Source organism: Haemophilus aegyptius (assembly GCF_900475885.1).
GTDB lineage: Bacteria > Pseudomonadota > Gammaproteobacteria > Enterobacterales > Pasteurellaceae > Haemophilus > Haemophilus influenzae.
In genome coordinates, this window is record NZ_LS483429.1 from 1,696,240 (window position 1) to 1,722,431 (window position 26,192).

The following is a 26,192-nucleotide window of genomic DNA, read 5'->3' on the forward strand; positions in this document are numbered from 1 at the left end:
GGAACAAAAAATGTCAAAACAAATTCAAATTCCTGATATTGGTAGTGATGAAGTTACCGTAACAGAAGTGATGGTAAACGTAGGCGATACCATTTCTGTTGATCAATCTATCATTAACGTTGAAGGCGATAAAGCTTCAATGGAAGTGCCTGCACCAGAAGCGGGTGTCGTAAAAGAGGTTTTAGTCAAAGTGGGCGATAAAGTTTCAACTGGTACTCCAATGCTTGTATTAGAAGCGGCGGGAGCTGCTCCAGTAGCTGATGCGCCTACTGCACCAGTGGTTGCTACCGCACCAACGGCTTCAGCTATTGTAGAAGTAAATGTGCCAGACATTGGATCTGATGAAGTCAATGTTACTGAAATTATGGTTAAAGTGGGCGATAGCGTTGAAGTTGATCAATCAATCATCAATGTTGAAGGCGATAAAGCTTCAATGGAAGTTCCAGCACCAATTGCTGGCGTAGTAAAAGAAATTTTAATTAACGTAGGTGATAAAGTTTCTACTGGTAAATTAATTATGAAATTTGAAACAGCATCAGCTGCTCCAGTTGCTGCAACAGCACCTGCTCAAACTGCTGCGCCTGTAGCTGCTACAACATCTGCAATCAAAGATGTAAATGTGCCAGATATTGGTGGCGATGAAGTCAATGTAACCGAAATTATGGTTGCAGTTGGCGATACAATCACTGAAGAACAATCTTTAATTACCGTTGAAGGCGATAAAGCTTCAATGGAAGTTCCAGCACCAATTGCTGGCGTAGTAAAAGAAATTTTAGTGAAATCAGGCGATAAAGTTTCAACTGGTTCATTAATTATGCGTTTTGAAGTAGCGGGTGCAACGCCAGCAGCATCAGCTTCAACATCAGCATCAGCACCACAGGCAGCAGCTCCTGCTACTACTGCACAAGCACCTCAATCAAATAACAACGTATCTGGATTAAGCCAAGAACAAGTAGAAGCAAGTACAGGATATGCACACGCAACACCAGTAATTCGTCGTTTAGCTCGTGAATTTGGTGTAAATCTAGATAAAGTAAAAGGTACTGGTCGTAAAGGTCGTATCGTTAAAGAAGATATTGAAGCTTATGTGAAGACCGCAGTTAAAGCTTATGAAAGCGGTGCAACAGCACAAGCTACTGGCAATAGTGTAGCAAATGGTGCTGGCTTAGGCTTATTGCCATGGCCAAAAGTTGATTTCAGTAAATTTGGCGAAATTGAAGAAGTTGAATTAAGTCGTATCAACAAAATTTCAGGTGCTAACTTACATCGTAACTGGGTAATAATTCCACACGTTACTCACTTCGATAAAGCAGATATCACGGATTTAGAAGCATTCCGTAAAGAACAAAATGCATTAGCAGAAAAACAAAAACTCGGTGTAAAAATCACGCCAGTTGTGTTCATTATGAAAGCGGTGGCAAAAGCATTAGAAGCGTATCCACGTTTCAACAGCTCAATTACCGAAGATGCTCAACGCTTAATCCTGAAAAAATATATTAACATCGGTGTCGCAGTAGATACGCCGAATGGCTTAGTAGTGCCTGTATTCAAAAATGTGAACAAGAAAGGCATTATCGAACTTTCACGTGAATTAATGGAAGTATCGAAAAAAGCCCGTGAAGGCAAATTGACTGCATCTGATATGCAAGGTGGCTGTTTCACCATTTCAAGTCTTGGTGGTATTGGTACAACGCACTTTGCGCCAATCGTAAATGCGCCAGAAGTTGCCATCCTTGGTGTGTCTAAATCATCGATGGAACCAGTATGGAATGGTAAAGAATTTGCGCCACGCTTAATTCTTCCAATGTCATTATCATTCGACCACCGTGTCATTGATGGTGCAGATGGCGCTCGTTTCATTAGCTATCTTGGCTCTGTTTTAGCAGATTTACGTCGTTTAGTAATGTAATCTGTAGGTGGGCTTTAAGCCCACCGATTAATGAAATCTTTGGTGGGCAGAAACCCATCCTATAAAGACCGTAAAAGTGCGGTCAATATTTTGAACGTTTTTACGAGGTAAAAATGAGTAAAGAAATTAAAACCCAAGTCGTTGTACTTGGTGCAGGTCCTGCAGGTTATTCAGCCGCATTCCGTTGTGCGGATTTAGGATTAGAAACTGTTATTGTTGAGCGTTATTCAACCTTAGGTGGGGTGTGTTTAAACGTAGGTTGTATTCCATCTAAAGCGTTATTACACGTTGCAAAAGTAATTGAAGAAGCAAAGCATGCTAATAAAAATGGTATTTATTTTAGTGAACCACGCATTGAGCTAGATGAAGTACGTGCAGGTAAAGAAGCTGTTGTTGCTAAATTAACTGGCGGTTTAGCAGGAATGGCAAAAGCACGTAAAGTGACTGTTGTTGAAGGTTTAGCGACTTTTACCGATTCTCACACATTAGTTGCGCGTGATCGCGATGGAAACCCAACGACTGTTAAATTCGACAATGCCATTATTGCGGCAGGTTCTCGTCCAGTTCAATTACCCTTTATCCCACACGAAGATCCTCGTATTTGGGATTCAACAGATGCGCTCAAATTAAAAGAAGTACCGAAAAAACTACTTATTATGGGCGGTGGTATCATCGGTTTAGAAATGGGTACTGTATACAATGCTTTAGGTTCTGAAGTTGAAGTTGTGGAAATGTTCGACCAAGTGATTCCTGCAGCAGATAAAGATGTTGTTGGTATTTACACTAAACAAGTTGAGAAAAAATTCAAGTTAATGCTTGAAACCAAAGTGACTGCAGTTGAAGCAAAAGATGATGGTATCTACGTTTCAATGGAAGGCAAAGCCTGTAATGACACCAAACGTTATGATGCAGTACTTGTCGCTATCGGTCGTGTGCCAAATGGTAAATTGATTGATGCAGGTAAAGCAGGCGTTGAAGTAGATGATCGTGGTTTTATTCACGTTGATAAACAAATGCGTACCAACGTGCCACATATCTACGCAATTGGGGATATTGTAGGTCAGCCAATGTTAGCACATAAAGGTGTTCACGAAGGTCACGTTGCCGCAGAAGTCATTGCGGGACAAAAACACTACTTCGATCCTAAAGTAATTCCATCAATCGCTTATACCGAACCAGAAGTGGCGTGGGTAGGTAAAACTGAGAAAGAATGTAAACAAGAAGGCTTAAACTACGAAGTGGCTAAATTCCCTTGGGCTGCATCAGGCCGCGCGATTGCTTCTGAATGTTCAGAAGGTATGACGAAGTTAATCTTTGATAAAGATACGCATCGTGTACTGGGCGGTGCAATCGTAGGTTCTAATGGTGGGGAATTATTAGGCGAAATTGGTCTTGCCATTGAAATGGGTTGTGATGCAGAAGATATCGCATTAACTATCCACGCACACCCAACGTTACACGAGTCTGTTGGCTTAGCTGCGGAAGTATTTGAAGGCTCAATTACTGACCTTCCAAATGCAAAAGCGAAGAAAAAATAATTCTTATTGAAGAATTTTTAATTCTGCTTAGATTAAAAATTCCAGCCTAAATAAAAATCCCCAATTGGGGATTTTTATTTTCCTCTCTTTCTATTTTTTTATGATAGAATGCCAATCTAAAAACGTTTCTTTTTTTTACCGCACTTTTGAGCATTATTTATGACTACACAACTTGATTTAATCAAATCTTCTATCAAATCAATTCCTAATTATCCAAAAGAAGGCATTATCTTTCGCGACATTACGACCCTTTTAGAAGTTCCAGCAGCTTTTAAAGCAACAATAGATCTTATTGTGGAACAATATCGCGACAAAGGAATTACCAAAGTTCTTGGAACTGAATCTCGTGGTTTTATTTTTGGTGCCCCCGTTGCCTTAGCACTAGGTTTACCTTTCGAATTAGTACGTAAACCTAAAAAATTACCACGTGAGACTATTTCGCAATCTTATCAATTAGAATATGGTCAAGATACTTTGGAAATGCACGTTGATGCAATTTCAGAAGGTGACAATGTTTTAATTATTGATGATTTATTAGCAACTGGTGGCACAATTGAAGCGACAGTAAAATTAGTGCAACGTTTAGGTGGAGCGGTAAAACACGCTGCATTTGTGATTAATTTACCTGAATTATGTGGTGAAAAACGCTTAAATAATTTGGGCGTTGATTGCTATACACTCGTCAATTTTGAAGGTCATTAATTAAGGATTCGATGAGCTATCAAGTCTTAGCCAGAAAGTGGCGACCAAAAACATTTGCTGATGTCGTTGGGCAAGAACATATTATCACAGCATTAGCAAATGGATTAAAAGATAATCGACTACATCACGCTTACCTCTTTTCAGGCACGCGTGGTGTAGGAAAAACCTCTATTGCTAGATTATTCGCGAAAGGATTAAATTGTGTTCACGGCGTAACAGCAACCCCTTGTGGCGAATGTGAAAATTGTAAAGCCATTGAGCAAGGCAATTTTATTGATTTAATTGAAATTGATGCGGCATCACGCACAAAAGTTGAAGACACGCGTGAATTATTGGATAACGTGCAATATAAACCAGTTGTGGGCAGATTTAAGGTTTACTTAATCGATGAAGTCCATATGCTATCTCGTCATTCATTTAATGCGTTGCTCAAGACTTTAGAAGAACCGCCCGAATATGTAAAATTTTTACTCGCAACAACAGATCCACAAAAACTACCTGTAACTATTCTTTCTCGCTGTTTACAATTTCATCTTAAAGCATTAGATGAAACCCAAATCTCCCAGCATCTTGCCCATATTTTGACGCAAGAAAATATTCCTTTTGAAGATCCCGCATTAGTTAAACTTGCAAAAGCGGCACAAGGAAGTATTCGTGATAGCTTAAGTTTAACGGATCAAGCCATTGCAATGGGCGACCGACAAGTTACAAATAATGTTGTAAGCAATATGTTAGGGTTGCTTGATGATAACTATTCTGTTGATATTTTATACGCCTTACATCAAGGCAATGGCGAACTCTTAATGCGAACACTGCAAAGAGTTGCAGATGCGGCAGGCGATTGGGATAAATTACTTGGCGAATGTGCAGAAAAATTACATCAAATTGCGCTTATGCAACTTCTTCCACAAAAATCTTCAGATAACAATGAACATTTTTCATTTTTAGCCAAACATATCTCTCCAGAAAATGTTCAGTTTTTTTATCAAGTCATTGTTTCTGGTAGAAAAGATTTATCAAATGCGCCAAATCGTCGTATTGGCGCAGAGATGACATTATTGAGGGCATTGGCATTCCACCCAAAGTTCCTTACGGCAGTACCAAAGGCTAATGCTACAATTACTCCACCGCCATCAACGCCAAGTGCGGTTGAAAATACGGGTAATTATGTCGATGTGCCAGTACTGTCGCAAAGTATCAAATCTGCTTATTCTCAAGCAAAACCAAATAAAACGGGCATTCCAAATTTGGCAAGCCTTTCGGCTTTAGATGCGCTTGAACATTTAACACAACTGGAAAACCAAGAACGTCAAGAACACAAAGCTGAATCATTAGCTGTAGTAAGTGAAACCTTACATCACATCCAAGAACTAGACGAAGAAAAATCTCATAAAAAAATGACCGCACTTCCCGTGCGAGAAATGACTGAGCCGAAGCCCAAGCACATAGAAAAGCCAACATTACCATCAAATGCCGCACAGGCTCCACAAAAAAATAGTACAGAAGAAAATTCAAGTGATGATAATGTAGAAATTGCTCAAGATGAGCAAGAAATCTTGAGTGCTGACACCTATCGTTGGGAATGGAGCAATCCAGAACTTGCTAAAGCCGATACAGGCGTTTGTCCTTCTGATATAAAACAGGCGATTTTAAAAGATATTACGCCTGAATTACGTTTAAAAATCATTACCCAAACTCAACAACAAGATGAGTGGGCAGATATAGTTGAGCGTTCTGGCGTAACAGGATTTAGCAAAGAATTAGCATTAAATTGTTTCTTACAAAGCAAAACCGATGATGAAATCAATCTTGGACTACATTCAGAAAAATCCCATTTACGCCAAGACAGAAGTATAAAAAATTTAGCTGAAGCATTAAGCAAATTACAAGGTAAAGATATTCGATTAACAATTAATCTTGATGATAGCAATGTCACGACGCCAATTGAATATCGCCGCAATATTTATCAAGCATTGCGGGAAAAAGCTCAAAATGAGTTGCAAAAAGATAGTAAATTACAAATTCTACTTAATGAGTTTGATGCAAAATTAGATGTAGAGAGTATTCGACCAGTTTAAAGACAATATTGTATTGAAAACTCCCGTTTCAAGTCAGAATATTTTTATAAACCTCTACCATTTTGTATTTTTTTAATCTAAAATCCGTCAATTTGTTTTTTAAGAGCCAAAAGGAGAGTAAAAATGAAACTGGTTGAAGTCAAACACCCACTTGTAAAACACAAACTAGGTGTGATGCGTGAAGCTGAGATTGATACAAAAAAATTCCGTGAACTTGCAACAGAAATCGGTAGCCTATTAACCTATGAAGCAACCTCTGATTTAGAAACTGAAAAAGTAACGATCAACGGTTGGAATGGGTCAGTAGAAATCGATCGAATTAAAGGTAAAAAAGTAACGGTTGTGCCAATTTTACGTGCAGGTTTAGGTATGATGGATGGTGTACTTGAACACGTACCAAGCGCACGTATCAGCGTAGTGGGGATCTACCGTAATGAAGAAACCCTTGAACCAGTTCCTTACTTCCAAAAATTAGCTAGCGATTTAGAAGAGCGACTTGCAATTGTTGTCGATCCGATGCTTGCAACGGGCGGTTCTATGATTGCAACCCTTGATCTTTTAAAAGCAAAAGGTTGTAAACATATCAAAGTATTAGTGTTAGTCGCTGCACCAGAAGGAATTAAAGCTCTTGAGGCTGCGCACCCTGACATTGAACTTTACTGCGCTTCTATTGATAGCCATTTAAATGAACAAGGTTACATTATTCCCGGTCTTGGTGACGCGGGCGATAAAATTTTTGGGACAAAATAATCCCCAAAACAAGACGGCATTTAAGCCGTCTTTTTTCCGTGCGTGAAACACAAGAAAAACTGACCGCACTTTTAAGTTAATTCAAACAGAGAGTTGAAACTAAATGACAAACCAAATCCCTCCTTCCCTAGCGGAAAATCAAAGCAAATTAAAACAATCTTTCGTTGGTCTACAAATGCTTTTTGTTGCATTTGGTGCGCTAGTACTCGTGCCATTAATTACAGGCCTTGATTCCAATACGGCATTATTAACCGCTGGCGTTGGCACCCTACTCTTCCAATTTTGCACAGGCAAACAAGTGCCTATTTTCTTGGCATCATCTTTTGCCTTTATCGCGCCCATTCAATATGGCGTACAAACTTGGGGAATTGCGACTACGATGGGTGGTTTAGCGTTCACTGGTCTTGTTTATTTCGCCTTGAGCACTTTAGTAAAATTACGGGGTGCAGAAGCATTACAACGTTTTTTCCCACCAGTGGTTGTTGGGCCAGTAATTATTATCATTGGCATGGGGCTTGCACCTATTGCTGTGGATATGTCCTTAGGCAAAAACAGTGCCTATGCTTATAACGACGCAATATTAGTTTCAATGGTAACGCTTCTTACCACTTTATCTGTGGCAGTATTTGCCAAAGGATTGATGAAGCTTATTCCAATAATGTTCGGTATTACCGCAGGCTATATTTTGTGTTTATTTCTAGGTTTAATTAATTTCCAACCAGTGATTGATGCGCCTTGGTTCAGTTTGCCCAAATTAACGACACCTGAATTTAACCTAGAAGCCATTCTTTATATGTTACCAATTGCTATTGCCCCCGCCGTAGAACACGTGGGCGGTATTATGGCAATCAGCTCTGTAACAGGTAAAGACTTTTTAAAAAAACCAGGATTACACCGCACTTTATTAGGCGATGGCGTCGCTACCGCTGCTGCCTCTTTAGTTGGAGGCCCGCCTAATACGACTTATGCGGAAGTTACTGGTGCTGTGATGCTAACACGCAACTTTAACCCAAATATTATGACTTGGGCTGCAGTTTGGGCTATTGCGATTTCATTCTGTGGAAAAGTAGGCGCATTCCTATCAACCATTCCAACGATTGTAATGGGTGGAATTATGATGCTTGTTTTCGGTTCAATCGCAGTTGTGGGCATGAGTACCTTAATTCGCGGAAAAGTTGATGTTACCAAAGCTCGTAATCTTTGTATTATTTCTGTCGTAATGACATTTGGTATCGGCAATATGTTTGTAGATGTGGGTAACGTATCACTAAAAGGTATCAGCTTGTGTGCGATTGTTGCTATCATCTTAAACCTTGTTTTACCGAAAGCAAAAAATGAAGTAGAATAAGCCATTTCAAAGGGTTAAATTATCATTTAGCCCTTTCTTACTTAATCTGTGCTACATAAACATTTGAATAAGCAACTCCCCTTACCTATTCATCAAATTGATGATGCTACATTAGAGAACTTTTACGGCGATAATAATCTTTTATTGCTCGATTCTTTACGCAAAAATTCATCTGAATTAAAACAACCGTTTTTCTATATTTGGGGAAATAAAGGCTCTGGTAAAACCCATTTACTTAGAGCATTCAGTAACGAATATTTAATCAATCAACGTACTGCTATTTATGTACCCCTTAGCAAATCTCAATATTTTTCTACCGCAGTTCTTGAAAATTTAGAGCAACAAGAATTAGTATGCTTAGATGATTTACAAAATGTAATCGGAAATGATGAATGGGAATTAGCTATTTTCGATCTGTTTAATCGAATTAAAGCAAGTGGGAAAACGCTTTTACTAATTAGTGCAGATAAATCGCCTTCCGCACTTTCTGTCAAATTACCTGATTTAAACTCTCGCTTAACTTGGGGGGAAATTTATCAATTAAATTCATTAACAGACGAACAAAAAATCAAAGTACTACAACTCGCAGCTTACCAACGAGGATTCCAATTATCTGACGAAACTGCAAATTTTTTAATTACACGACTAGCACGAGATATGCATACTTTATTTGAAGCACTTGATCTACTAGATAAAGCATCATTACAAGCTCAACGAAATCTTACGATTCCTTTCGTCAAAGAAATTTTGAATCTCTAACAAAAAAGGCGCTAATGCGCCTTTTTAATCATCCACCTGATAATTTAACTTTAAACCCTTTTTGCTCTAATAATTGCTTGAGCAAATCTCGTTTTTCCCCTTGAATTTCAATAATACCATTTTTAACTGCTCCACCACATCCACAACGTTTTTTTAATTCAGCCGCTAATTTTTTCAATTCCTCATCAGATAAATCTAAACCAGTTATAACTGATACGCCAGCACCTTTTCTACCACTCGTTTGTTTTTGGATACGTACAACACCGTCTCCTTTTGGGCGAGCTACAGAAGCCTTTTCCTCTTTAATTCGACCTACATCTGTAGAATACACTAAAACAGAATCTGACATTTATGATTACCCAATAGATACATTAATAGAACGGAGAACCTCCGCAGGATTATCCGCTTGAGTTATTGGGCGTCCAATAACTAAATAATCTGAACCTGCACGAATTGCTGCGGTAGGTGTCATTACACGTCTTTGATCGCCAAAATCAGTTCCTATTGGACGAATCCCTGGGGTCACTAATTTAAAGTCTTCTCCACAAGCATTACGTAAAATTTCAACTTCTTGCGGAGAGCAAACCACACCATCCAAACCTGCCCGTTGGGTTAAATGAGCTAAGCGTAAAACTTGTTCCATTGGCGATGCATTAATCCCAATTTGTAATAAATCCAAGTCTTCCATACTGGTTAATACCGTCACAGCAATAAGCAATGGCGCATCTTTCCCATAAGGTTCAAGAATTTTCTTCGCGTCTTCCATCATACGCAAGCCACCACTTGCGTGTAAATCCACCATCCATACGCCTAAATCAGCAGCAGAACGAACTGCTCTTGCTACCGTATTTGGAATATCGTGATATTTCAGATCCAAAAAAACATCAAAATTACGTTGATGTAATTGCTTTATAAAATTAATACCAAGTGTGGTAAACATTTCTTTACCCACTTTTAATCGACACAAACTTGGATCAATTTGATCAACTAAAGCAAGAGCCTCTGCTTCTTTCTCGAAATCCAATGCCACAATAATTTTACTTGTCATAATGTTACCTCACTGAGTGTCAATTAATTATGTTCTTGATTTGAAACCGGTTTAATACTTTCCCATTGACGGCAAGATGGGCAATTCCACAATAGCTTATGGATTTGATAACCACAATTTGTACAACGATAAGGCGATGTTTGCTTAATCCTTTCGCCAACCATTTTATGTAATAAAATTAGACTTTCTTTTCCACGCCCGTCTTCTGCATCATCAATTTGATACTGCATAAAACGATGGAAAATTAAAGTACTTGGCTTTTTCGTGAGTTGCTGATAAAGCTTAGCTTGAGCAGCAGACTTGCCATCTTTTTCTTCAATTAATTTAGCTAGTGCCAGCTCTACTTCATCATTATTAATAATTTGACCTGCACGAATTAAAAATAACTCAAAATTATCTAACTGATTTAATTCTTCGTAACAATGTTTTAAAGGTAACAAAATTTCACCCGTATAATCTGGATTTTGCTCCAAAACATTTTCTAATATTTTTACTGCTTGTTGATATTGACCGTCAAGCATTGCTAAATTTGCAAGCAATAAAGAAGCGCGAACACAAGTCGGAGAAACCGACAAAGCCTTTTGTAAAACACTGCGTTTTTCAACCGCACTTTCAGGCTCTAAACTTTGTGAATATTCACAATAACATTGCGCAAGTTCAATATTATTCTCTTGTGGCTTTATTTTAGCGAGTTTTTCAGCAATATTGACTGCTTTTTTCCATTCTTTTGTCTTTTGATAAATCACTAAAAGTTGCTGTAAAGCATTTTCTGCAAACTCAGGTTCATCTACTAGTAAAATATAAAGATTCTCAGCTCGGTCAAAAAAACCAACCACCATAAAATCTCGAGCAAGCTGTTGTTTTGCAAGTAATTTTTGTTCAAAAGTATAATTAGGACTAAGATCTAAAGCTTGATGAATGCGCAATGCACGATCAACTTCGCCTCGAGAACGAAACAGATTGCCAAGTGTAAGTTCTGCTTCAAATTGGGAGTGACTTTCGATTTCATTTTCGATTTCTTGCTTTTGCAACATATCTAAAAACAAATCTACAGCTTTATCAGTTTGATTGGAAAGTAAAAAATTCACTCCCGCAACATAATCTCGGGAGAGTTTATTGCTTATGTCATCTTGATCTTTCTTCGCACTACGCCGCCCCATATACCAACCATAGGCAGCAGCAATAGGCAATAATAGAAAGAGTAATTCTATCATTAAACGACCTTATCGCGCGTAGTCGTCAATTCATTGATTTGTAAAGTCTGACGTTTCACTTGACGAGCTAGTGCCATATTTTTTAATTTTAACTTTATATAGAAAAAAGCAGCAATTAGCCAACCAAGAATTAAACCTAACCCAAATAAAATAGCAACGAGGCTTGAAAGCTGAAACTGACTTTCTGCCACAATATAATTAAATGTAATAATCTGATCGTTATTCGCACCAATGGTAATTGCAACTAACACAATAGCAATAAAGATCACAATACCTAAAATATATTTAATCATTTCATTTCCTTTAAAATATTTGTAACCCAAAATAAACTTTTTAATCAAAAATATTTTAATTAAATTTTAATCAATTAAGCCTGAACATCCACCCGAGCTTTTAATTCTTTACCCGCTTTAAAATATGGAACAGACTTAGCTGATAAGTTTACTGAATCGCCTGTTTTCGGATTTCTTCCCAAACGTGGTTGCCGATGATGTAAAGAAAAGCTACCAAAACCTCGAACTTCAACACGATCACCCTTTTCAAGAGATTGAGAAATAAACTCTAAAATATCTTTTACCATATTTTCAATTTCTTTTGCAGGTAAAGTTGGCTGTTTTGCTGACAATTTTTCCATAAGTTCTGACTTAGTCATCCTCTATACTTCCTTAATATTACTTAAATTAAGATCTATTGATAATAAATTACACAAATATATTAGCAATAACTCCTAACAAATAAGGCTGGACATCAGCCCAGCCTTATTACGTGAATTAATTATTCACCTTTAGCTGCTTTAAATGCTTCAGCCATTGCATTTGGAATAACAATATCTTCTTGTTTGTTATTTACACTTGCAACTGCCGCAGCTTCTTCAGCTTGATCTTTTGCTTTCACTGATAAGTGAACAATACGAGATTTACGATCTACTCCAGTGTATTTCGCTTCAACGACATCGCCAACAGCTACTTCACTTGTTAAATCAGCAGAACGGATATAACCTTCAACACCACCTGCTAATTCAACTTTAGCACCTTTAGCATCTGCTTCAACAACAGTTGCAGATACTACCGCACCTTTTTTATTGATTGCGACAAAGTTATTGAATGGATCTTCTTCAAGTTGTTTAATACCTAAAGAGATACGTTCTTTTACTGCATCAACAGCTAATACAACAGCTGACACTTCGTCACCTTTTTTGTATTGACGAACAACTTCTTCGCCTGAAATACTCCAAGAAATATCAGATAAATGAACTAAACCATCGATACCACCTTCAAGACCGATGAAGATACCGAAATCAGTGATAGACTTGATTTTACCCGTTACTTTATCGCCTTTGTTGTGAGTATCAGCAAACTGAGTCCAAGGGTTAGCTTTACATTGTTTTAAGCCTAAAGAAATACGACGACGTTCTTCATCAATTTCTAATACCATTACTTCTACAGTATCGCCTAAGCTAACCACTTTAGATGGGTGGATATTTTTATTAGTCCAATCCATTTCAGAAACGTGAACTAAACCTTCAACGCCATCTAAGATTTCAACGAAACAGCCATAGTCAGTTAAGTTAGTTACTTTACCTGTTAATTTGCTGTTTACTGGATGATTTTCAGCAATTGCTGCCCATGGATCTTGACCTAATTGTTTTAAGCCTAAAGATACACGAGTACGATCTTTATCGAATTTTAATACTTTAACAGTAACTTCATCGCCAACATTTACGATTTCACTTGGGTGTTTAACACGTTTCCAAGCCATATCTGTGATGTGTAATAAACCATCAACACCACCAAGATCAACGAATGCACCGTACTCAGTTAAGTTTTTAACGACACCTTTAACTTCTGAACCTTCCACAAGATTTTCTAATACTTGTTCACGTTCTTGGCTGTTTTCAGATTCAATTACTGCACGACGAGAAACAACAACGTTGTTACGTTTTTGATCTAATTTGATTACTTTGAATTCTAATTCTTTGCCAAGTAAGTGATCTGCTTCACGCGCTGGACGAGTATCAACTAAAGAACCTGGTAAGAATGCACGAACACCGTTTAACTCAACTGTGAAGCCACCTTTCACTTTGCCGTTGATTAAACCGATAACGGTCGCTTTTTCTTCGTAAGCTTTTTCTAATTCAATCCAAGATTCGTGACGAACCGCTTTCTCACGAGAAAGTTTAGTTTCGCCGAAACCATCTTCAACTGCATCTAATGCAACATTTACAGTATCGCCAACTTGGATTTCAAGTTCGCCTTGTGCATTTAAGAATTCAGCAACTGGAATTGCAGACTCAGATTTTAAACCTGCATCAACAAGCACAAAGCCTTTTTGGATAGCTACTACAGTACCGCTAACGATTGAACCTTGACGAGTTTCAAGGACTTTTAATGATTCTTCAAAAAGTTGAGCAAAAGATTCTGACATATAAATAATCTTCTTAATTTAAGTTAATAACATCCACATTAAAATCCATAAAATGCGGGGTTGAGGATAAATGCTTATTCTTCCTTGAACAAACAGTTAAATCAAAACTGATACCTTTTCTTGAATATAAGCTAACGCCTGATCAATAACTTCATCGATACTCAAGGTTGTGCTATCCAATAATAAAGCATCATCTGCTGGTTTTAGCGGCGCAACTTCACGATTTCTATCACGAAAATCACGCTCTTTTATCTTGGCTAAAATCTGTGCAAAGTTACCATTTATTCCTTTATTTTGCAACTGTTTATAGCGTCTTTTTGCACGTTCTTCAGCACTTGCATCTAAAAATAATTTTACTTGTGCATTTGGGAATACAACCGTTCCCATATCTCTGCCATCCGCAATTAATCCATCATTTTTCGCAAAATCTTGCTGAAGTTGTAATAAAGCTGACCGCACTTTTTGAAAGACTGCTACTTTTGACGCAGCATCTGCCACTTCTTGCGTGCGAATTAAACGGCTCACATCCATTCCTGCAAGCAAAATGTTTACCTCGCCATTTTGAGGAATAAATTGAATATCTAAATGACGTGCTAATTCTGCTAAATCTGTTTCATTTGTTAGATCAGTTTTATGTTGCAACGCTGCCAATGCAGTAACGCGATAAATTGCTCCACTATCCAATAACGCATAACCTAGCTTTTCTGCCAACGCATAACAAAGCGTCCCTTTCCCAGCACCACTAGGACCATCAACAGTAATAATCATTCCCATACAAATTATCCTTTCCTTCTCAAAATTTTGCGCATTATAGAGACAATTGCCCCTCATTACCATCCTAGAGATTATTACTAGCTTCCATATTTTGTATGGCTTATCTAATAAAGTTAATTTCACAAGCTCTAGGAAAGCGTAAACTCCCTTTCAAGCTTTTTCTTAAATTTCAGAAAATCTAACCACATAGAAAAAGGTTTTTAAAAACATTTCAAGGTTTTTTTAATAACTATTGTGGCACTTAAGGACGAAATTCTTTCAGCTAAAGTAGCTCTTTTTTCTATTATTAAATTGGACAATCCTTCTGACGTTCTACACTTCGTTTATACAAAAAACTGAAATTAAGCACGCTAGACATTATGCCTTTTAATATATACGCATTTTTTCAAACTTGTTCTAAAGACTTTTCTACATTACAATAAAAAACGTAGCTATCAATACAAATAATCAAATAATCAAATAATCAAATAATCAAATAATCAAATAATGAGGACAAAGAAATGGCTGAAAATCGTTATGAACTAAATAAAAACTTAGCACAGATGCTCAAAGGTGGTGTTATCATGGATGTTCAAAACCCTGAACAAGCTCGCATTGCAGAAGCTGCTGGTGCAGCTGCAGTGATGGCTTTGGAACGAATTCCTGCAGATATTCGTGCTGTTGGAGGTGTCTCTCGAATGAGCGATCCTAAGATGATCAGGGAAATCCAAGGATCAGTTAGCATTCCAGTTATGGCAAAAGTTAGAATTGGACATTTCGTTGAGGCTCAGATTTTGGAAGCTATTGAAATTGACTATATCGATGAGAGTGAAGTGCTTTCTCCAGCTGACAACCGTTTCCATGTGGACAAGAAAGAATTCCAAGTACCTTTTGTATGTGGTGCCAAGGATTTGGGCGAGGCCTTACGTCGTATCGCTGAAGGGGCTTCAATGATTCGTACAAAAGGAGAACCAGGAACAGGAGATATCGTCCAGGCTGTTCGCCATATGCGCATGATGAGTCAAGAAATTCGTCGCATTCAAAATTTACGTGAGGACGAGCTCTATGTTGCGGCCAAAGATTTACAAGTTCCTGTAGAATTGGTTCAATACGTCCATAAGCATGGGAAATTGCCAGTTGTCAACTTCGCAGCTGGAGGAATTGCAACTCCAGCAGATGCGGCCTTGATGATGCAACTTGGCGCAGAGGGTGTCTTTGTTGGTTCCGGTATTTTTAAGTCAGGAGATCCTGTAAAACGTGCGAGCGCTATTGTCAAAGCTGTAACTAACTATCGAAATCCACAAATCCTAGCACAAATCTCCGAAGATTTAGGTGAAGCCATGGTTGGTATCAATGAAAATGAAATCCAAATTCTCATGGCTGAGCGAGGAAAATAAATGAAAATCGGAATATTAGCTCTACAAGGTGCCTTTGCGGAACATGCACAAATGCTAGAAAAATTAGGAATTGAAAGTGTCGAACTGAGAAATTTAAAAAATTTTCAACAACATTACAGTGATTTATCAGGTTTGATTCTACCTGGCGGTGAGTCCACCGCCATAGGAAAACTTTTAAGAGAGCTGTATATGCTGGAACCGATAAAACAAGCTATCTCTTCTGGCTTTCCTGTCTTTGGAACTTGTGCTGGTTTGATTCTGTTGGCTAAAGAGATTACTTCTCAGAAAGAGAGTCATTTTGGAACAATGGACATTGTGGTTGAGAGGAATGCCTATGGACGCCAATTGGGAAGTTTCTATACAGAAGCAGATTGCAAAGGGGTTGGTAAAATTCCTATGACTTTTATCAGAGGACCTATCATCAGTAGTGTTGGTAAAAAAGTCAATATTCTTGCAACGGTAAATAATAAAATCGTTGCAGCCCAAGAAAAGAATATGCTGGTAACATCATTTCATCCTGAATTAACAAATAACTTGAGTTTGCATAAGTACTTTATCGATATATGTAAAGTAGCATAAACCATTATCTGCATATCTGCCCTCCCTAGGAAACAAACCATATTGTAGCAATGAGAGCAGATAATTTTCATCAAAAAACCGAACAGTTACTAGACTTAAAACCGAATGCAAGGTAGGATAAGGATGAACAAAAACAAAATTTCTTGTTGTATTGTCGAGAGCAAACGCCACTTCGTAATTGGGCTTTCCCCAAAACGAACCAAAATCAACAATCCTAAAGACATTACACACCATTGAGTATTTACAAGGTTTCAATGCGGACTGAATCATCTAGAAAGCACCGACGGCTTGGATCTTACGATTGCCAAAATATTATATCAAGCAGCCTTTTTCGTGCTCATTGCCAATCCACGACAAATCAATCACTTTACAATGTCACATTTAGTAACCAACAATTACTGTACAAGTGTAGACTGAAATAAGTCAAATAATTTTGCGGTAAACATCAGATAATTTGCTGACCTTATTTTGATGAGTTGGCTCTATCTAAGAAGAGGAAATAATAAACAAGCGGTCACATTTGACATCTTGTTTGCATTTTAGAGGTTTATTCCGCCCAGTATTTTTTCCTCGTCGTTTTACCAATACCTGGATTAAAGCTATTGGTTGGATCCAACTCTTTATAGAATTTTCTCAAGGTTGGTTTAGCCTCGTATAAATGCCCTACATTGTGTTCGGCTGGGTATTGCGCACCACGCTTGTCAAGTAATTTCAACATTTCGTATTCTAGTTCTTCATAATCATAACCTTTTTTTACAATGTAATCTTGGTGAAAGACATGGCACATAAAATGTCCGTAGTAAAGTTTAGAGATAATTCTGTTATCAATTTCTGGCGGTAACACTTCAAACCAATCTTGATCATTGCGACGTAATGCAACATCTAAAGCAACTATTTCTTCTACTTCTTTTTCGTGAATTGCACGATAACGAATTGCAGCACTTGCAACAGCGAAACGATGAAGCATTGCTGCTTGGGTTTCGATTGCATTACATTCAAAATAGCCACCTTTTGAGCCATCTGCAATGTAGGATTCCAAATATTCACGGGCTTCTTGAATGCCTTTTCCACCCATTTTGATAATTAAGTGATGCTCGTATTTGTTGCGATAATCCCATAAGCTTTGTGGAAGATGTTCTGGGATGAATTTAGACACAGTTTGCATAAATTTATCGCTTAAATGTTGTGGTAAAAAGAAGAATTTTTTGCCGATGCGATCCACGTTTGATTTTAAGGAAAAGAGTTTTGGTAGCCAATGTGTACCAAACTTTTTAATGACCCAAAAGGTATCTTTGCCATATTTTGCTGCGATGTCAAATGCATCACGATGGATATATTCACCTGAAATGGGTAGCACTTCGAAGTTTACTAACATGTGGCGACGAATATCGCTCAAGACAGAAGTTTGATTGGTGCCGATATAGAAAACAGCCGTCTCTTTTTCAAGCGGAAAGGTGTCTAAACGAACCGCAAAGACAGCAAGTTTTCCTGCACAGCCTGAGGCTTCATAGTGGCGAGCTGGGTCGGCATTAAAACGAGCAGGGGAGCCTTCATCAACTTGACGAACATAGTTGCAGTAGTAATGGTCGTGACCATGTCCGCAATCTTGTCGAATATCTTTAACCTGATAACGTTTTTCTTGTAGATTAGTTAAAATTTCTTCAGGAGTTTCTCCTAAATCAATGCCTAAATGATTTTTTAGTTCTAATTCACCTTTTTCATTAAGTTGAGCGTAAAGTGCCATTTCTGTATAGGCTGGTCCACGTTGAACTAATGCTCCACCTGAATTGTTACAAATCCCACCAATAACTGATGCGCCAATGCAAGATGAGCCAATAACAGAGTGGGGTTCACGACCAAACGGTTTAAGTTGATTTTCTAATTCATTGAGTGTAGAGCCTGGTAAGCAAATAACTTGGGAAGCGTTATTGATGAGTTGGATTCCGTCAATTCGCATTGTATTGATGACGACAATATCGCGATCATAATCATTGCCATCTGGTGTAGAGCCACCAGTTAAACCTGTATTCGCCGCTTGGTTTATAACAATAACATCATGTTCAACGCAAACTTTTACAATGTTCCAAAACTCAAGTAGAGTGGCAGGGCGAACAACAGCTAGGGCGTTTCCTGTTCCAAATCGATAACCACTTCGATAAGCTTCTGTTTTAGTTGGCTCAGTAATAATATAACGAGATCCAACAATATCGGTCAGTCGTGAAATGAGTTGTTGAACAGACATTTTATTATCCTCTTGTAACAAGAATTAATAGTACTATAACAGAATAATTCCCATTTGGATAAGGATATTTTAGGCTTTAATCGGTGTTTTTGGAACTGCTCTGCATATAAAGAAAATTCTCTCTTTATGATAGGTTCAGTGCTGTATGGGTATTTCAATCACTCAATATCAGCAATGCAAAATCCGTTGAAACCTTTAAAGATAAAGAAAAATATTATTTAACAAACGAAACTTTTACTGAAATACAACTTATTGATATGCCAAACGAACGTAATATTCAAAATTATCACTCGACTTACAACAACATTCGAGATTGGCTTGGTTATCAAAAAGCTGGCGAGGAAAAAGCAAAGTCGACCATCAATTAGGAATTGGGATGAGGTAGTTTTTGAAGTGAATTTTAAGCACAATAAAAAAACATCAGAATTTTTAGCCGCACTTTCTAAAGTATCCGCTAATTTACATAAATGATTTAACCCTACCTATGCTGCTACTCTTTTAATTTTATGAACAGTATTTTCTGTTTCTTTCATATTATCTTTTGATAATTGAGTAAGATAATTAGGCATGGTTTGTTTGAATAAAGATAAATTTTTTAAAATTTACATTCCGACCAAGGTTAGCAATATCAGATGATAGATTATCAACACATACTCAGGGAGAATGGCATTCAAAGTATGTCAAGGAAGGGAAATTGTTTAGATAACAGTAGAATGGAAAGCTTCTTTAGATGTTTTAATAACTGGAAAAAAAGCTCCATGAGCGTATTCAGAAGAGGCTAAAGACTGAGCCCTGTGAATGGCAGAACTCAGTCCTTGAGCTAAATAAGTCTAACTTTTTGGGGTCAGATCATTTATCAATAAACTGATCAAAAAAACCGAACTTAATGTTCGCTTTTCTTTTTCATTACATAATACGACGCGATTGAGTGTAGGTTCTAGCCCAATATTTTTCATTAAGGGAACTTATTGTCACGCCTTGCCTTGTACTTGCATGCATAAATTGGTTATTACCAATATAAATACCAACGTGATTATTTTTACGGAAGAAAACTAAATCGCCTTTTTTAAGTTCTGATTTATTAATTTTTCTACCTAAATGACGCTGTTCAGCCGTAGAACGAGGCAATTCAATACCAAAAACTTCAGAAAAAGTAGTTTGCATAAATGCTGAACAATCAATACCACGTTTAGTCGTACCGCCCATACGATAGCGAGTGCCAACCCATTCATTATAAACACTGGCTAGAGCCTTATCGCCCATCAAAGCAGAGGAACGGTTTGTTCTCACTTTGTGAAAAATGCCTGTTCGATTATCTTTTTCTAAATTATTAATTAAACCAGTTAATTGAATATCATCATTTTCTGAAATAACCTGATGACTTACCGTTCGTGGTGCATTAGAACAAGCGGTTGCTAATACAGCTAAACCAATAATAACTAAAATTCTTTTCAACATAATTTCAAATAATTAAAAGAAATAAAATTTTGCAGAGACTATCAAAATTTGAATAAAATTGCCAGTAAAAATCCAATTCTAATGGAATTTTTGTGATCTTTTACACAAATTTGACTTAATTTGTTCCACCAACAGTAATTTCATCAATTTTTAGTGCTGGCTGTCCTACGCCAACAGGTACACTTTGCCCCTCTTTACCACAAACTCCGATACCTAAATCAAGCTCTGATTTATCTGCAACCATAGAAATTTTTTGCATCACTTCAATGCCACTGCCAATTAAAGTTGCACCCTTAACTGGTTTCGTGATTTTTCCTTTTTCAATTAAATAAGCTTCTGAAGTGGAAAATACAAATTTACCAGAGGTAATATCCACTTGCCCTCCACCAAAGTGCGGTGCATAAATGCCCTGTTTTACAGAAGCAATCAAATCATCAAACTGACTTTGTCCAGCAAGCATATAGGTGTTAGTCATTCGAGGCATTGGTAAATGGGCGTAAGACTCACGTCGTCCATTCCCCGTAGGTGCTACGCCCATTAAACGGGCATTCATTTTATCTTGCATGTAACCTTGCAAAATCCCGTCTTTGATGAGTACATTGCACTGGCTTGGCACACCTTCATCATCAATAGTTAGTGAACCTCGACGATTTTCAATCGTGCCATCATCCACAATCGTACATAACGGTGAAGTCACTTGCTCACCAATCTTGCCTGTAAAAAGTGAACTTTCTTTACGGTTAAAATCGCCTTCTAAACCGTGACCTACCGCTTCGTGTAGCAACACGCCCGGCCAACCCGCACCTAATACAACAGGCATTAATCCTGCGGGTGCTGCAACTGCACTAAGGTTTACTAAGGCTTGACGAACCGCTTCTTTAGCAAAAAGTACTGCTCTAATATCGCCATCAACAACTTCAAAGAACCAATCTAAACCGAAACGCCCACCAGAACCACAACTTCCTCGTTCACGTTTTCGATTTTCCTCTACTAACACAGAAATAGATAAGCGAACTAAAGGACGAATATCTGCGGCTAATGTGCCATCTGTCGCCATAATTAATACTTCTTCATAAACGGAACTGAGGCTTGCTGAAACCTTGGTTACACGATGATCTTCTGCGCGCGCTGTACGATCAACCAAATGTAATAGCTCAATTTTTTTCTCTTTAGTCAAACTTTCCAAAGGATTAATCGCCGCATAACGAGCAATAGGATTTACAACATTAAAAGCGGATGGCGAAATCAAATTCCCCTGTTTGACTTGCGCGATCCCCTTTACCGCCTCCGCACATTGCTGCAAAGAAGCAAGATTAATTTGATCGGCATAAGCAAACCCCGTTTTCTCGCCAGAAACAGCCCGAACGCCAACGCCACGATCAATATGAAAACCGCCTTCTTTTATAATGCCGTCTTCTAATACCCAACTTTCATCTTGGCTAAGTTGAAAATACAGATCGGCATAATCAATATTGCGATGCGACATAATGTCAAAAATATTGAGTAATGTTTGAGTTGAAAGATTACTTGGTGTCAGTAATGTATTTGAAACTTGGTTTAACATATTTTTTCCAGTCTAAAGTAAATATCTTGTGAGTGCTTGTATCCGTTTAATACAACAGCACAGATTAAAATCGGATTAATAAAGTGCGGTTGATTTTGAGGTTATTTTTCCAAATGCGCTAATCCAAATTGATACAAAGCATTCTTCTTATAACCATACAACTCAGCAACTATAGCTGCTGCTTTTTTAAGTGGCAATTCTTCTGCAATTAACTCAAGTGCCTTTACCGCTTGCGGCGAAATTTTATCGTTATTGTCAGACTTTGGTTTGCCTTCCACAATCAAAACCATCTCGCCTTTTGTACGATTGGGATCTTCTAAAAGCCATTCGCGTAAATTTTTAATCGTATTCCCCGTAATCGTTTCCCAAGTTTTAGTCATTTCACGGGCTAACACAATGTATCGTTCTTCCCCTAGCACCGCTTGCATATCTTCTAGTGTATCTAAAATACGGTGAGTGGATTCATAAAAAATCAAAGTGCGGTCTTCTTCTGCGATATTTTCTAATTTATCTTTGCGCGCTTTACTTTTCGCGGGTAAAAAACCCTCAAAACAAAATCTATCAGAAGCAATCCCCGATGCACAAAGAGCGGTAATTGCCGCACAAGCTCCTGGCAAAGGCACAACTCGAATGCCAGCTTCACGGCATTGGCGTACTAAATGAAAACCAGGGTCACTGATTAATGGCGTCCCCGCATCAGAAATCAAGGCAATATTACTCCCCTGCTTGAGCTTTTCCACCAAAATATGGGCTTTTTCTTGTTCGTTATGATCGTGCAAAGCAAAAAATGGCTTCTTAATGCCGTAATGGCCCAATAAAAGTCCACTATGGCGAGTATCTTCTGCTGCAATTAAATCCACTTGAGCAAAAGTCTCTAAAGCACGCTGGGTAATATCCTGTAAATTGCCAATGGGTGTGGCAACAATGTATAAAATTCCGGTTAAATCAGTCATTTTTGTTTGCTTTTAAGTTATGAGATAAGTAAGATTTGCTACAACTATTGTCTGTTTATGATGGAGCAAAGATGTCTATTCTATTACAAGGCGAACGTTTTAAAAAACGTTTAATGCCAATTTTATTGTCAATGGCTTTAGCTGGCTGTTCAAATCTACTTGGTAGCAATTTCACGCAAACCTTACAAAAAGATGCAAATGCAAGTTCTGAATTTTATATAAACAAATTAGGGCAAACGCAAGAACTTGAAGATCAACAAACCTATAAATTGCTCGCGGCTCGAGTGTTAATCCGTGAAAATAAGGTTAAACAATCGGCAGCGTTATTGAGGGAATTAGGCGAATTAAATAATGCGCAAAAATTAGATCGTGCATTAATTGAAGCGAGAATTTCTGCTGCAAAAAATGCCAATGAAGTCGCGCAAAATCAATTACGTGCATTGGATTTAAATAAACTAAGCCCGTCACAAAAATCTCGTTATTACGAAACCTTAGCTATTGTTGCCGAAAACCGTAAAGACATGATTGAAGCGGTAAAAGCGCGGATAGAAATGGATAAGAATTTAACAGATGTACAACGTCGTCAAGATAATATTGATAAAACTTGGGCTTTATTGCGTTCAGCGAATACTGGCGTTATTAATAATGCCTCTGATGAAGGTAATGCAGCTTTAGGCGGTTGGCTAACATTAATCAAAGCCTACAACGATTATATTCGTCAGCCTGTACAATTAAGCCAAGCCTTACAAAGTTGGAAAAATGCTTATCCAAATCATGCAGCCGCAACGCTGTTCCCAAAAGAATTGCTTACATTGCTTAATTTTCAACAAACGAATGTGTCACAAATTGGTTTACTCTTGCCATTAAGTGGTGACGGACAAATTCTTGGCATAACCATTCAATCGGGTTTCAACGACGCGAAAGGTAACTCAACCATTCCAGTGCAAGTGTTTGATACCTCAATGAATTCTGTACAAGATATCATTGCGCAAGCAAAACAAGCGGGGATTAAAACCTTAGTTGGCCCATTACTAAAACAAAATCTTGATGTGATTTTAGCGGATCCTGCTCAAATTCAAGGTATGGATGTGCTTGCATTAAATGCCACACCACATTCTCGTGCGATTCCTCAACTTTGTTATTACGGACTTTCGCCAGAAGATGAAGCTGAATCTGCCGCCAATAAAATGTGGAACGATGGCGTGCGTAATCCACTTGTCGCAATGCCGCAAAATGATTTAGGACAACGCGTAGGCAATGCCTTTAATGTACGTTGGCAGCAATTAGCAGGTACTGATGCGAATATCCGTTACTACAATTTGCCTGCGGATGTGACCTATTTCGTTCAAGAAAATAACTCAAATACAACCGCACTTTATACCGTAGCAAGTCCAACTGAACTGGCAGAAATGAAAGGTTATTTAACAAATATCGTACCTAATTTAGCGATTTATGCCAGTTCTCGAGCAAGCGCAAGTGCGACAAACACTAATGCTGACTTCATCGCACAGATGAACGGTGTACAGTTTAGTGATATTCCATTTTTTAAAGATACCAATTCTCCACAATATCAGAAGTTAGCAAAATCCACGGGGGGCGAATATCAATTGATGCGTTTATATGCAATGGGTGCGGATGCGTGGTTGCTCATTAATCAATTTAATGAATTACGCCAAGTGCCAGGCTATCGCTTGAGTGGCTTAACGGGGATTTTAAGTGCTGATACCAACTGTAATGTTGAACGCGATATGACTTGGTATCAATATCAAGATGGTGCAATTGTACCAGTTGCAAACTAATGTTTTCTTTAAAACGTCAGCAAGGGGCGAGCTTTGAGCATCAAGCTCGCCTTTTTTTAGAATCAAAAGGCTTAACATTTATTGCGGCTAATCAAAATTTCAAATGTGGTGAACTTGATCTAATAATGAATGACAAAGAAACTATCGTCTTTGTTGAAGTTCGCCAACGAAGTCATTCCGCCTATGGTTCTGCTATAGAAAGCGTAGATTGGCGAAAACAACAAAAATGGTTAGATGCCGCAAATTTATGGCTTGCAAAACAAAATATGAGCTTAGAAGATGCTAATTGCCGCTTTGATTTAATCGCTTTTGGCAAAACACCTCAAGATATTCAATGGATTCCTAATTTTCTCGATTAATGGCTTTTTATAATGTTACAAAAAGTAAAAGATATTTATAGCGAAAGTATTCAAATTCAAATTGCAGCATCAAATATGCTTTCTGAAAATATTACCAACGCCACACAAATGGTAATGCAATGTTTATTAGGCGGTAATAAGGTTATCGCCTGTGGCGTCTCGCGTTCTTATGCTAATGCACAGTTTCTCGTCTCAAACTTACTTAATCGATATGATTTAGTTAGACCGAGCTTCCCGTCTGTGTTATTGAGCTTAGAAAGTGCGGTGGGTTCTTCACTTGTTTTTGAACAATCGCCTGAAGAATTGTATTGTCATCAATTTAATGCCATTGCAAAATCGGGCGACTTACTTATTGCTTTTGCACCTTTGGGGACAGAAAAAATCGTGCTAAATACTATTTCCCACGCTGTCAGCAAAGAAGTTAATGTTATTGTGCTAACTGGCTCTAACAACGATGCCATTCAAGGAATTTTAGCAGATAAGGATCTAGAAATATCAATCCCAGCCACCAAAGAAAGTCGTATCTTAGAGAACCATCTTTTTGTGATTAATGCACTTTGTGAATTGGTTGATCAGACTTTATTCCCAAGTGCTTGACAGGAAAATAAATCACTTTCAAACTAATAGTAATTTAATCTAAAAAGGAGTTAATTATGACATTATCCCCGTTAAAAAAACTCGCTATCCTGCTTGGAGCGACTATTTTTCTACAAGGCTGTGTTGCAGCTGTGATTGGAGGTGGTGCTGTAGCAGCTAAAGTAGCTACCGATCCCCGAACGACAGGGACACAAATTGATGATGAAACCTTCGAATTTAAAGTAGAAAATGCTGTAGAAAAAGATGCCCAAATTAAGGCTGAAGGCCGTGTAAATGCAGTGTCTTACAATGGCCGAGTACTTTTAATAGGTCAAGTTCCTAATAGTGATGTAAAAGACACTGCCACAGCTCTTGCAAAGGGTGTTAAAGGTGTCAATGAAGTTTATAATGAACTAACTGTTAGCCCAAAAATCTCTTTTGCACAAATCAGTAAAGATAGTTGGCTCACAACGCAAGTCAAATCTAAGATGTTCGTTGATGGTCGAGTTAAAGCCACAGATGTCAAAGTGATTAGTGAAAATGGAGAAGTATTTTTACTGGGTAACGTCACACAATCTCAAGCCAATGCGGCAGCCGACATTGCCAGCAAAATCAGCGGCGTGAAAAAAGTAATTAAAGTATTCAAATACCTAGACTAATCCTTCAAAGTGCGGTGAAAAATTCAACAAATTTTTACCGCACTTTTTCTTATTTTTCTAAATAAAAAATTTTAATTTTTATT

Annotated in this window: 25 protein-coding genes and 2 pseudogenes; 15 read left to right on the top strand and 12 right to left on the bottom strand. The window is 37.9% G+C overall.

Features of this window, described 5'->3' with window-relative positions; genetic code table 11:
* The first annotated feature begins 10 nt into the window (after window positions 1-10).
* The 7 genes from aceF (at window position 11) to hda (ending at window position 9,084) form a co-directional block, all read left to right on the top strand.
* Window positions 11-1,909 carry a pyruvate dehydrogenase complex dihydrolipoyllysine-residue acetyltransferase gene (gene aceF / locus DQN49_RS08820; RefSeq protein WP_006995862.1) on the top strand — a complete coding sequence of 633 codons (1,899 nt, stop codon included), beginning with the start codon at window positions 11-13 and terminating at the stop codon, window positions 1,907-1,909.
* 113 nt (window positions 1,910-2,022) lie between these two features.
* Window positions 2,023-3,447 carry a dihydrolipoyl dehydrogenase gene (gene lpdA / locus DQN49_RS08825; RefSeq protein ID WP_005663527.1) on the top strand — a complete coding sequence of 475 codons (1,425 nt, stop codon included), beginning with the start codon at window positions 2,023-2,025 and terminating at the stop codon, window positions 3,445-3,447.
* Window positions 3,448-3,606: 159 nt separating this feature from the next.
* Window positions 3,607-4,149, top strand: a complete 543-nt coding sequence (gene apt, locus DQN49_RS08830; protein ID WP_006995861.1) for an adenine phosphoribosyltransferase — start codon at window positions 3,607-3,609, stop codon at window positions 4,147-4,149.
* 11 nt (window positions 4,150-4,160) lie between these two features.
* A complete protein-coding gene (gene dnaX / locus DQN49_RS08835) occupies window positions 4,161-6,227 on the top strand; it encodes a DNA polymerase III subunit gamma/tau (protein ID WP_006995860.1) in 2,067 nt (688 codons plus the stop codon).
* A 123-nt stretch (window positions 6,228-6,350) separates the two neighbouring features.
* The gene (gene upp, locus DQN49_RS08840; RefSeq protein WP_006995859.1) at window positions 6,351-6,977 is read left to right on the top strand and encodes a uracil phosphoribosyltransferase; all 627 of its coding nucleotides are present in this window, start codon (window positions 6,351-6,353) and stop codon (window positions 6,975-6,977) included.
* Window positions 6,978-7,080: 103 nt separating this feature from the next.
* A complete protein-coding gene (locus tag DQN49_RS08845) occupies window positions 7,081-8,325 on the top strand; it encodes a nucleobase:cation symporter-2 family protein (protein WP_006995858.1) in 1,245 nt (414 codons plus the stop codon).
* A 63-nt stretch (window positions 8,326-8,388) separates the two neighbouring features.
* The gene (gene hda / locus DQN49_RS08850) at window positions 8,389-9,084 is read left to right on the top strand and encodes a DnaA regulatory inactivator Hda (RefSeq protein WP_013527585.1); all 696 of its coding nucleotides are present in this window, start codon (window positions 8,389-8,391) and stop codon (window positions 9,082-9,084) included.
* Between the two features lie 28 nt (window positions 9,085-9,112).
* Here hda and yciH read toward each other — a convergent pair whose 3' ends face one another.
* The 7 genes from yciH to cmk all read right to left on the bottom strand — a co-directional run bounded on the left by yciH (window position 9,113) and on the right by cmk (window position 14,544).
* Entirely contained in the window at window positions 9,113-9,433 is a 321-nt protein-coding gene (yciH, locus tag DQN49_RS08855) for a stress response translation initiation inhibitor YciH (protein WP_005650140.1), read from the bottom strand.
* A 6-nt stretch (window positions 9,434-9,439) separates the two neighbouring features.
* Window positions 9,440-10,132 (bottom strand): orotidine-5'-phosphate decarboxylase, encoded by a 693-nt coding sequence (gene pyrF / locus DQN49_RS08860; protein ID WP_006995856.1) that lies wholly within the window; start codon window positions 10,130-10,132, stop codon window positions 9,440-9,442.
* A 23-nt stretch (window positions 10,133-10,155) separates the two neighbouring features.
* Window positions 10,156-11,346 carry a lipopolysaccharide assembly protein LapB gene (gene lapB, locus DQN49_RS08865; protein WP_006995855.1) on the bottom strand — a complete coding sequence of 397 codons (1,191 nt, stop codon included), beginning with the start codon at window positions 11,344-11,346 and terminating at the stop codon, window positions 10,156-10,158.
* Window positions 11,346-11,639: a LapA family protein gene (locus DQN49_RS08870; protein ID WP_013527584.1), complete on the bottom strand. Its 294-nt coding sequence runs from the start codon at window positions 11,637-11,639 to the stop codon at window positions 11,346-11,348. Before DQN49_RS08870 ends, lapB begins: the two co-directional genes overlap by 1 nt.
* Window positions 11,640-11,713: 74 nt before the next feature.
* Window positions 11,714-11,998 carry an integration host factor subunit beta gene (locus DQN49_RS08875; protein ID WP_005683713.1) on the bottom strand — a complete coding sequence of 95 codons (285 nt, stop codon included), beginning with the start codon at window positions 11,996-11,998 and terminating at the stop codon, window positions 11,714-11,716.
* Window positions 11,999-12,120: 122 nt separating this feature from the next.
* A complete protein-coding gene (gene rpsA, locus DQN49_RS08880; RefSeq protein ID WP_006995853.1) occupies window positions 12,121-13,770 on the bottom strand; it encodes a 30S ribosomal protein S1 in 1,650 nt (549 codons plus the stop codon).
* Between the two features lie 96 nt (window positions 13,771-13,866).
* Entirely contained in the window at window positions 13,867-14,544 is a 678-nt protein-coding gene (gene cmk, locus DQN49_RS08885) for a (d)CMP kinase (RefSeq protein WP_013527582.1), read from the bottom strand.
* A gap of 500 nt (window positions 14,545-15,044) precedes the next feature.
* Here cmk and pdxS point away from each other — a divergent pair, with 500 nt between their 5' ends.
* Together pdxS and pdxT are read left to right on the top strand one after the other, a co-directional pair.
* Window positions 15,045-15,920, top strand: coding sequence for a pyridoxal 5'-phosphate synthase lyase subunit PdxS (pdxS, locus tag DQN49_RS08890; protein WP_006995851.1), 876 nt, complete (start codon window positions 15,045-15,047; stop codon window positions 15,918-15,920).
* Window positions 15,921-16,499: a pyridoxal 5'-phosphate synthase glutaminase subunit PdxT gene (gene pdxT, locus DQN49_RS08895; RefSeq protein ID WP_005650119.1), complete on the top strand. Its 579-nt coding sequence runs from the start codon at window positions 15,921-15,923 to the stop codon at window positions 16,497-16,499.
* Window positions 16,500-17,046: 547 nt separating this feature from the next.
* Here pdxT and dld read toward each other — a convergent pair.
* Window positions 17,047-18,741, bottom strand: coding sequence for a D-lactate dehydrogenase (gene dld, locus DQN49_RS08900; RefSeq protein WP_006995850.1), 1,695 nt, complete (start codon window positions 18,739-18,741; stop codon window positions 17,047-17,049).
* Window positions 18,742-18,908: 167 nt separating this feature from the next.
* Here dld and DQN49_RS10620 point away from each other — a divergent pair, with 167 nt between their 5' ends.
* Window positions 18,909-19,109 (top strand): type I restriction endonuclease subunit R, EcoR124 family, encoded by a 201-nt coding sequence (locus DQN49_RS10620; RefSeq protein ID WP_324185943.1) that lies wholly within the window; start codon window positions 18,909-18,911, stop codon window positions 19,107-19,109.
* A 45-nt stretch (window positions 19,110-19,154) separates the two neighbouring features.
* On the opposite strand, the pseudogene DQN49_RS10490 reads toward DQN49_RS10620, so the two are convergent.
* Window positions 19,155-19,343, bottom strand: a pseudogene (locus DQN49_RS10490) (Hpt domain-containing protein); the annotation flags it as partial.
* Between DQN49_RS10490 and DQN49_RS10300 the strand changes: the two are divergent.
* A pseudogene (locus tag DQN49_RS10300) lies at window positions 19,344-19,565 on the top strand (IS3 family transposase); the annotation flags it as partial.
* 82 nt (window positions 19,566-19,647) lie between these two features.
* Here DQN49_RS10300 and DQN49_RS08910 read toward each other — a convergent pair.
* The 3 genes from DQN49_RS08910 to rsmI form a co-directional block, all read right to left on the bottom strand.
* Window positions 19,648-20,199 carry an NlpC/P60 family protein gene (locus tag DQN49_RS08910; RefSeq protein WP_006995849.1) on the bottom strand — a complete coding sequence of 184 codons (552 nt, stop codon included), beginning with the start codon at window positions 20,197-20,199 and terminating at the stop codon, window positions 19,648-19,650.
* Window positions 20,200-20,314: 115 nt separating this feature from the next.
* Entirely contained in the window at window positions 20,315-21,763 is a 1,449-nt protein-coding gene (tldD, locus tag DQN49_RS08915; RefSeq protein ID WP_006995848.1) for a metalloprotease TldD, read from the bottom strand.
* Between the two features lie 101 nt (window positions 21,764-21,864).
* Window positions 21,865-22,716, bottom strand: a complete 852-nt coding sequence (gene rsmI / locus DQN49_RS08920) for a 16S rRNA (cytidine(1402)-2'-O)-methyltransferase (protein WP_006995847.1) — start codon at window positions 22,714-22,716, stop codon at window positions 21,865-21,867.
* Window positions 22,717-22,787: 71 nt separating this feature from the next.
* On the opposite strand from rsmI, the gene DQN49_RS08925 reads away from it, so the two are divergent.
* From DQN49_RS08925 to dolP, 4 genes are read left to right on the top strand one after another with little or no spacing between them, the layout of a single operon-like run.
* Window positions 22,788-24,515 (top strand): penicillin-binding protein activator, encoded by a 1,728-nt coding sequence (locus DQN49_RS08925; RefSeq protein WP_006995846.1) that lies wholly within the window; start codon window positions 22,788-22,790, stop codon window positions 24,513-24,515.
* Window positions 24,515-24,874: a YraN family protein gene (locus DQN49_RS08930; protein ID WP_005654204.1), complete on the top strand. Its 360-nt coding sequence runs from the start codon at window positions 24,515-24,517 to the stop codon at window positions 24,872-24,874. Before DQN49_RS08925 ends, DQN49_RS08930 begins: the two co-directional genes overlap by 1 nt.
* 12 nt (window positions 24,875-24,886) lie before the next feature.
* Window positions 24,887-25,471: a D-sedoheptulose-7-phosphate isomerase gene (locus tag DQN49_RS08935; RefSeq protein WP_006995845.1), complete on the top strand. Its 585-nt coding sequence runs from the start codon at window positions 24,887-24,889 to the stop codon at window positions 25,469-25,471.
* Between the two features lie 56 nt (window positions 25,472-25,527).
* Complete coding sequence (dolP, locus tag DQN49_RS08940) at window positions 25,528-26,109, top strand: division/outer membrane stress-associated lipid-binding lipoprotein (RefSeq protein WP_006995844.1); 582 nt, start codon at window positions 25,528-25,530, stop codon at window positions 26,107-26,109.
* Window positions 26,110-26,192 lie beyond the last annotated feature (83 nt).

Coding starts and splice junctions, on each gene's coding strand:
- aceF (WP_006995862.1), top strand. CDS start 11: ATGTCAAAACAAATTCAAATTCCTGATATTGGTAGTGATGAAGTTACC.
- lpdA (WP_005663527.1), top strand. CDS start 2,023: ATGAGTAAAGAAATTAAAACCCAAGTCGTTGTACTTGGTGCAGGTCCT.
- apt (WP_006995861.1), top strand. CDS start 3,607: ATGACTACACAACTTGATTTAATCAAATCTTCTATCAAATCAATTCCT.
- dnaX (WP_006995860.1), top strand. CDS start 4,161: ATGAGCTATCAAGTCTTAGCCAGAAAGTGGCGACCAAAAACATTTGCT.
- upp (WP_006995859.1), top strand. CDS start 6,351: ATGAAACTGGTTGAAGTCAAACACCCACTTGTAAAACACAAACTAGGT.
- DQN49_RS08845 (WP_006995858.1), top strand. CDS start 7,081: ATGACAAACCAAATCCCTCCTTCCCTAGCGGAAAATCAAAGCAAATTA.
- yciH (WP_005650140.1), bottom strand. CDS start 9,433: ATGTCAGATTCTGTTTTAGTGTATTCTACAGATGTAGGTCGAATTAAA.
- pyrF (WP_006995856.1), bottom strand. CDS start 10,132: ATGACAAGTAAAATTATTGTGGCATTGGATTTCGAGAAAGAAGCAGAG.
- lapB (WP_006995855.1), bottom strand. CDS start 11,346: ATGATAGAATTACTCTTTCTATTATTGCCTATTGCTGCTGCCTATGGT.
- DQN49_RS08870 (WP_013527584.1), bottom strand. CDS start 11,639: ATGATTAAATATATTTTAGGTATTGTGATCTTTATTGCTATTGTGTTA.
- DQN49_RS08875 (WP_005683713.1), bottom strand. CDS start 11,998: ATGACTAAGTCAGAACTTATGGAAAAATTGTCAGCAAAACAGCCAACT.
- rpsA (WP_006995853.1), bottom strand. CDS start 13,770: ATGTCAGAATCTTTTGCTCAACTTTTTGAAGAATCATTAAAAGTCCTT.
- cmk (WP_013527582.1), bottom strand. CDS start 14,544: ATGGGAATGATTATTACTGTTGATGGTCCTAGTGGTGCTGGGAAAGGG.
- pdxS (WP_006995851.1), top strand. CDS start 15,045: ATGGCTGAAAATCGTTATGAACTAAATAAAAACTTAGCACAGATGCTC.
- pdxT (WP_005650119.1), top strand. CDS start 15,921: ATGAAAATCGGAATATTAGCTCTACAAGGTGCCTTTGCGGAACATGCA.
- dld (WP_006995850.1), bottom strand. CDS start 18,741: ATGTCTGTTCAACAACTCATTTCACGACTGACCGATATTGTTGGATCT.
- DQN49_RS08910 (WP_006995849.1), bottom strand. CDS start 20,199: ATGTTGAAAAGAATTTTAGTTATTATTGGTTTAGCTGTATTAGCAACC.
- tldD (WP_006995848.1), bottom strand. CDS start 21,763: ATGTTAAACCAAGTTTCAAATACATTACTGACACCAAGTAATCTTTCA.
- rsmI (WP_006995847.1), bottom strand. CDS start 22,716: ATGACTGATTTAACCGGAATTTTATACATTGTTGCCACACCCATTGGC.
- DQN49_RS08925 (WP_006995846.1), top strand. CDS start 22,788: ATGTCTATTCTATTACAAGGCGAACGTTTTAAAAAACGTTTAATGCCA.
- DQN49_RS08930 (WP_005654204.1), top strand. CDS start 24,515: ATGTTTTCTTTAAAACGTCAGCAAGGGGCGAGCTTTGAGCATCAAGCT.
- DQN49_RS08935 (WP_006995845.1), top strand. CDS start 24,887: ATGTTACAAAAAGTAAAAGATATTTATAGCGAAAGTATTCAAATTCAA.
- dolP (WP_006995844.1), top strand. CDS start 25,528: ATGACATTATCCCCGTTAAAAAAACTCGCTATCCTGCTTGGAGCGACT.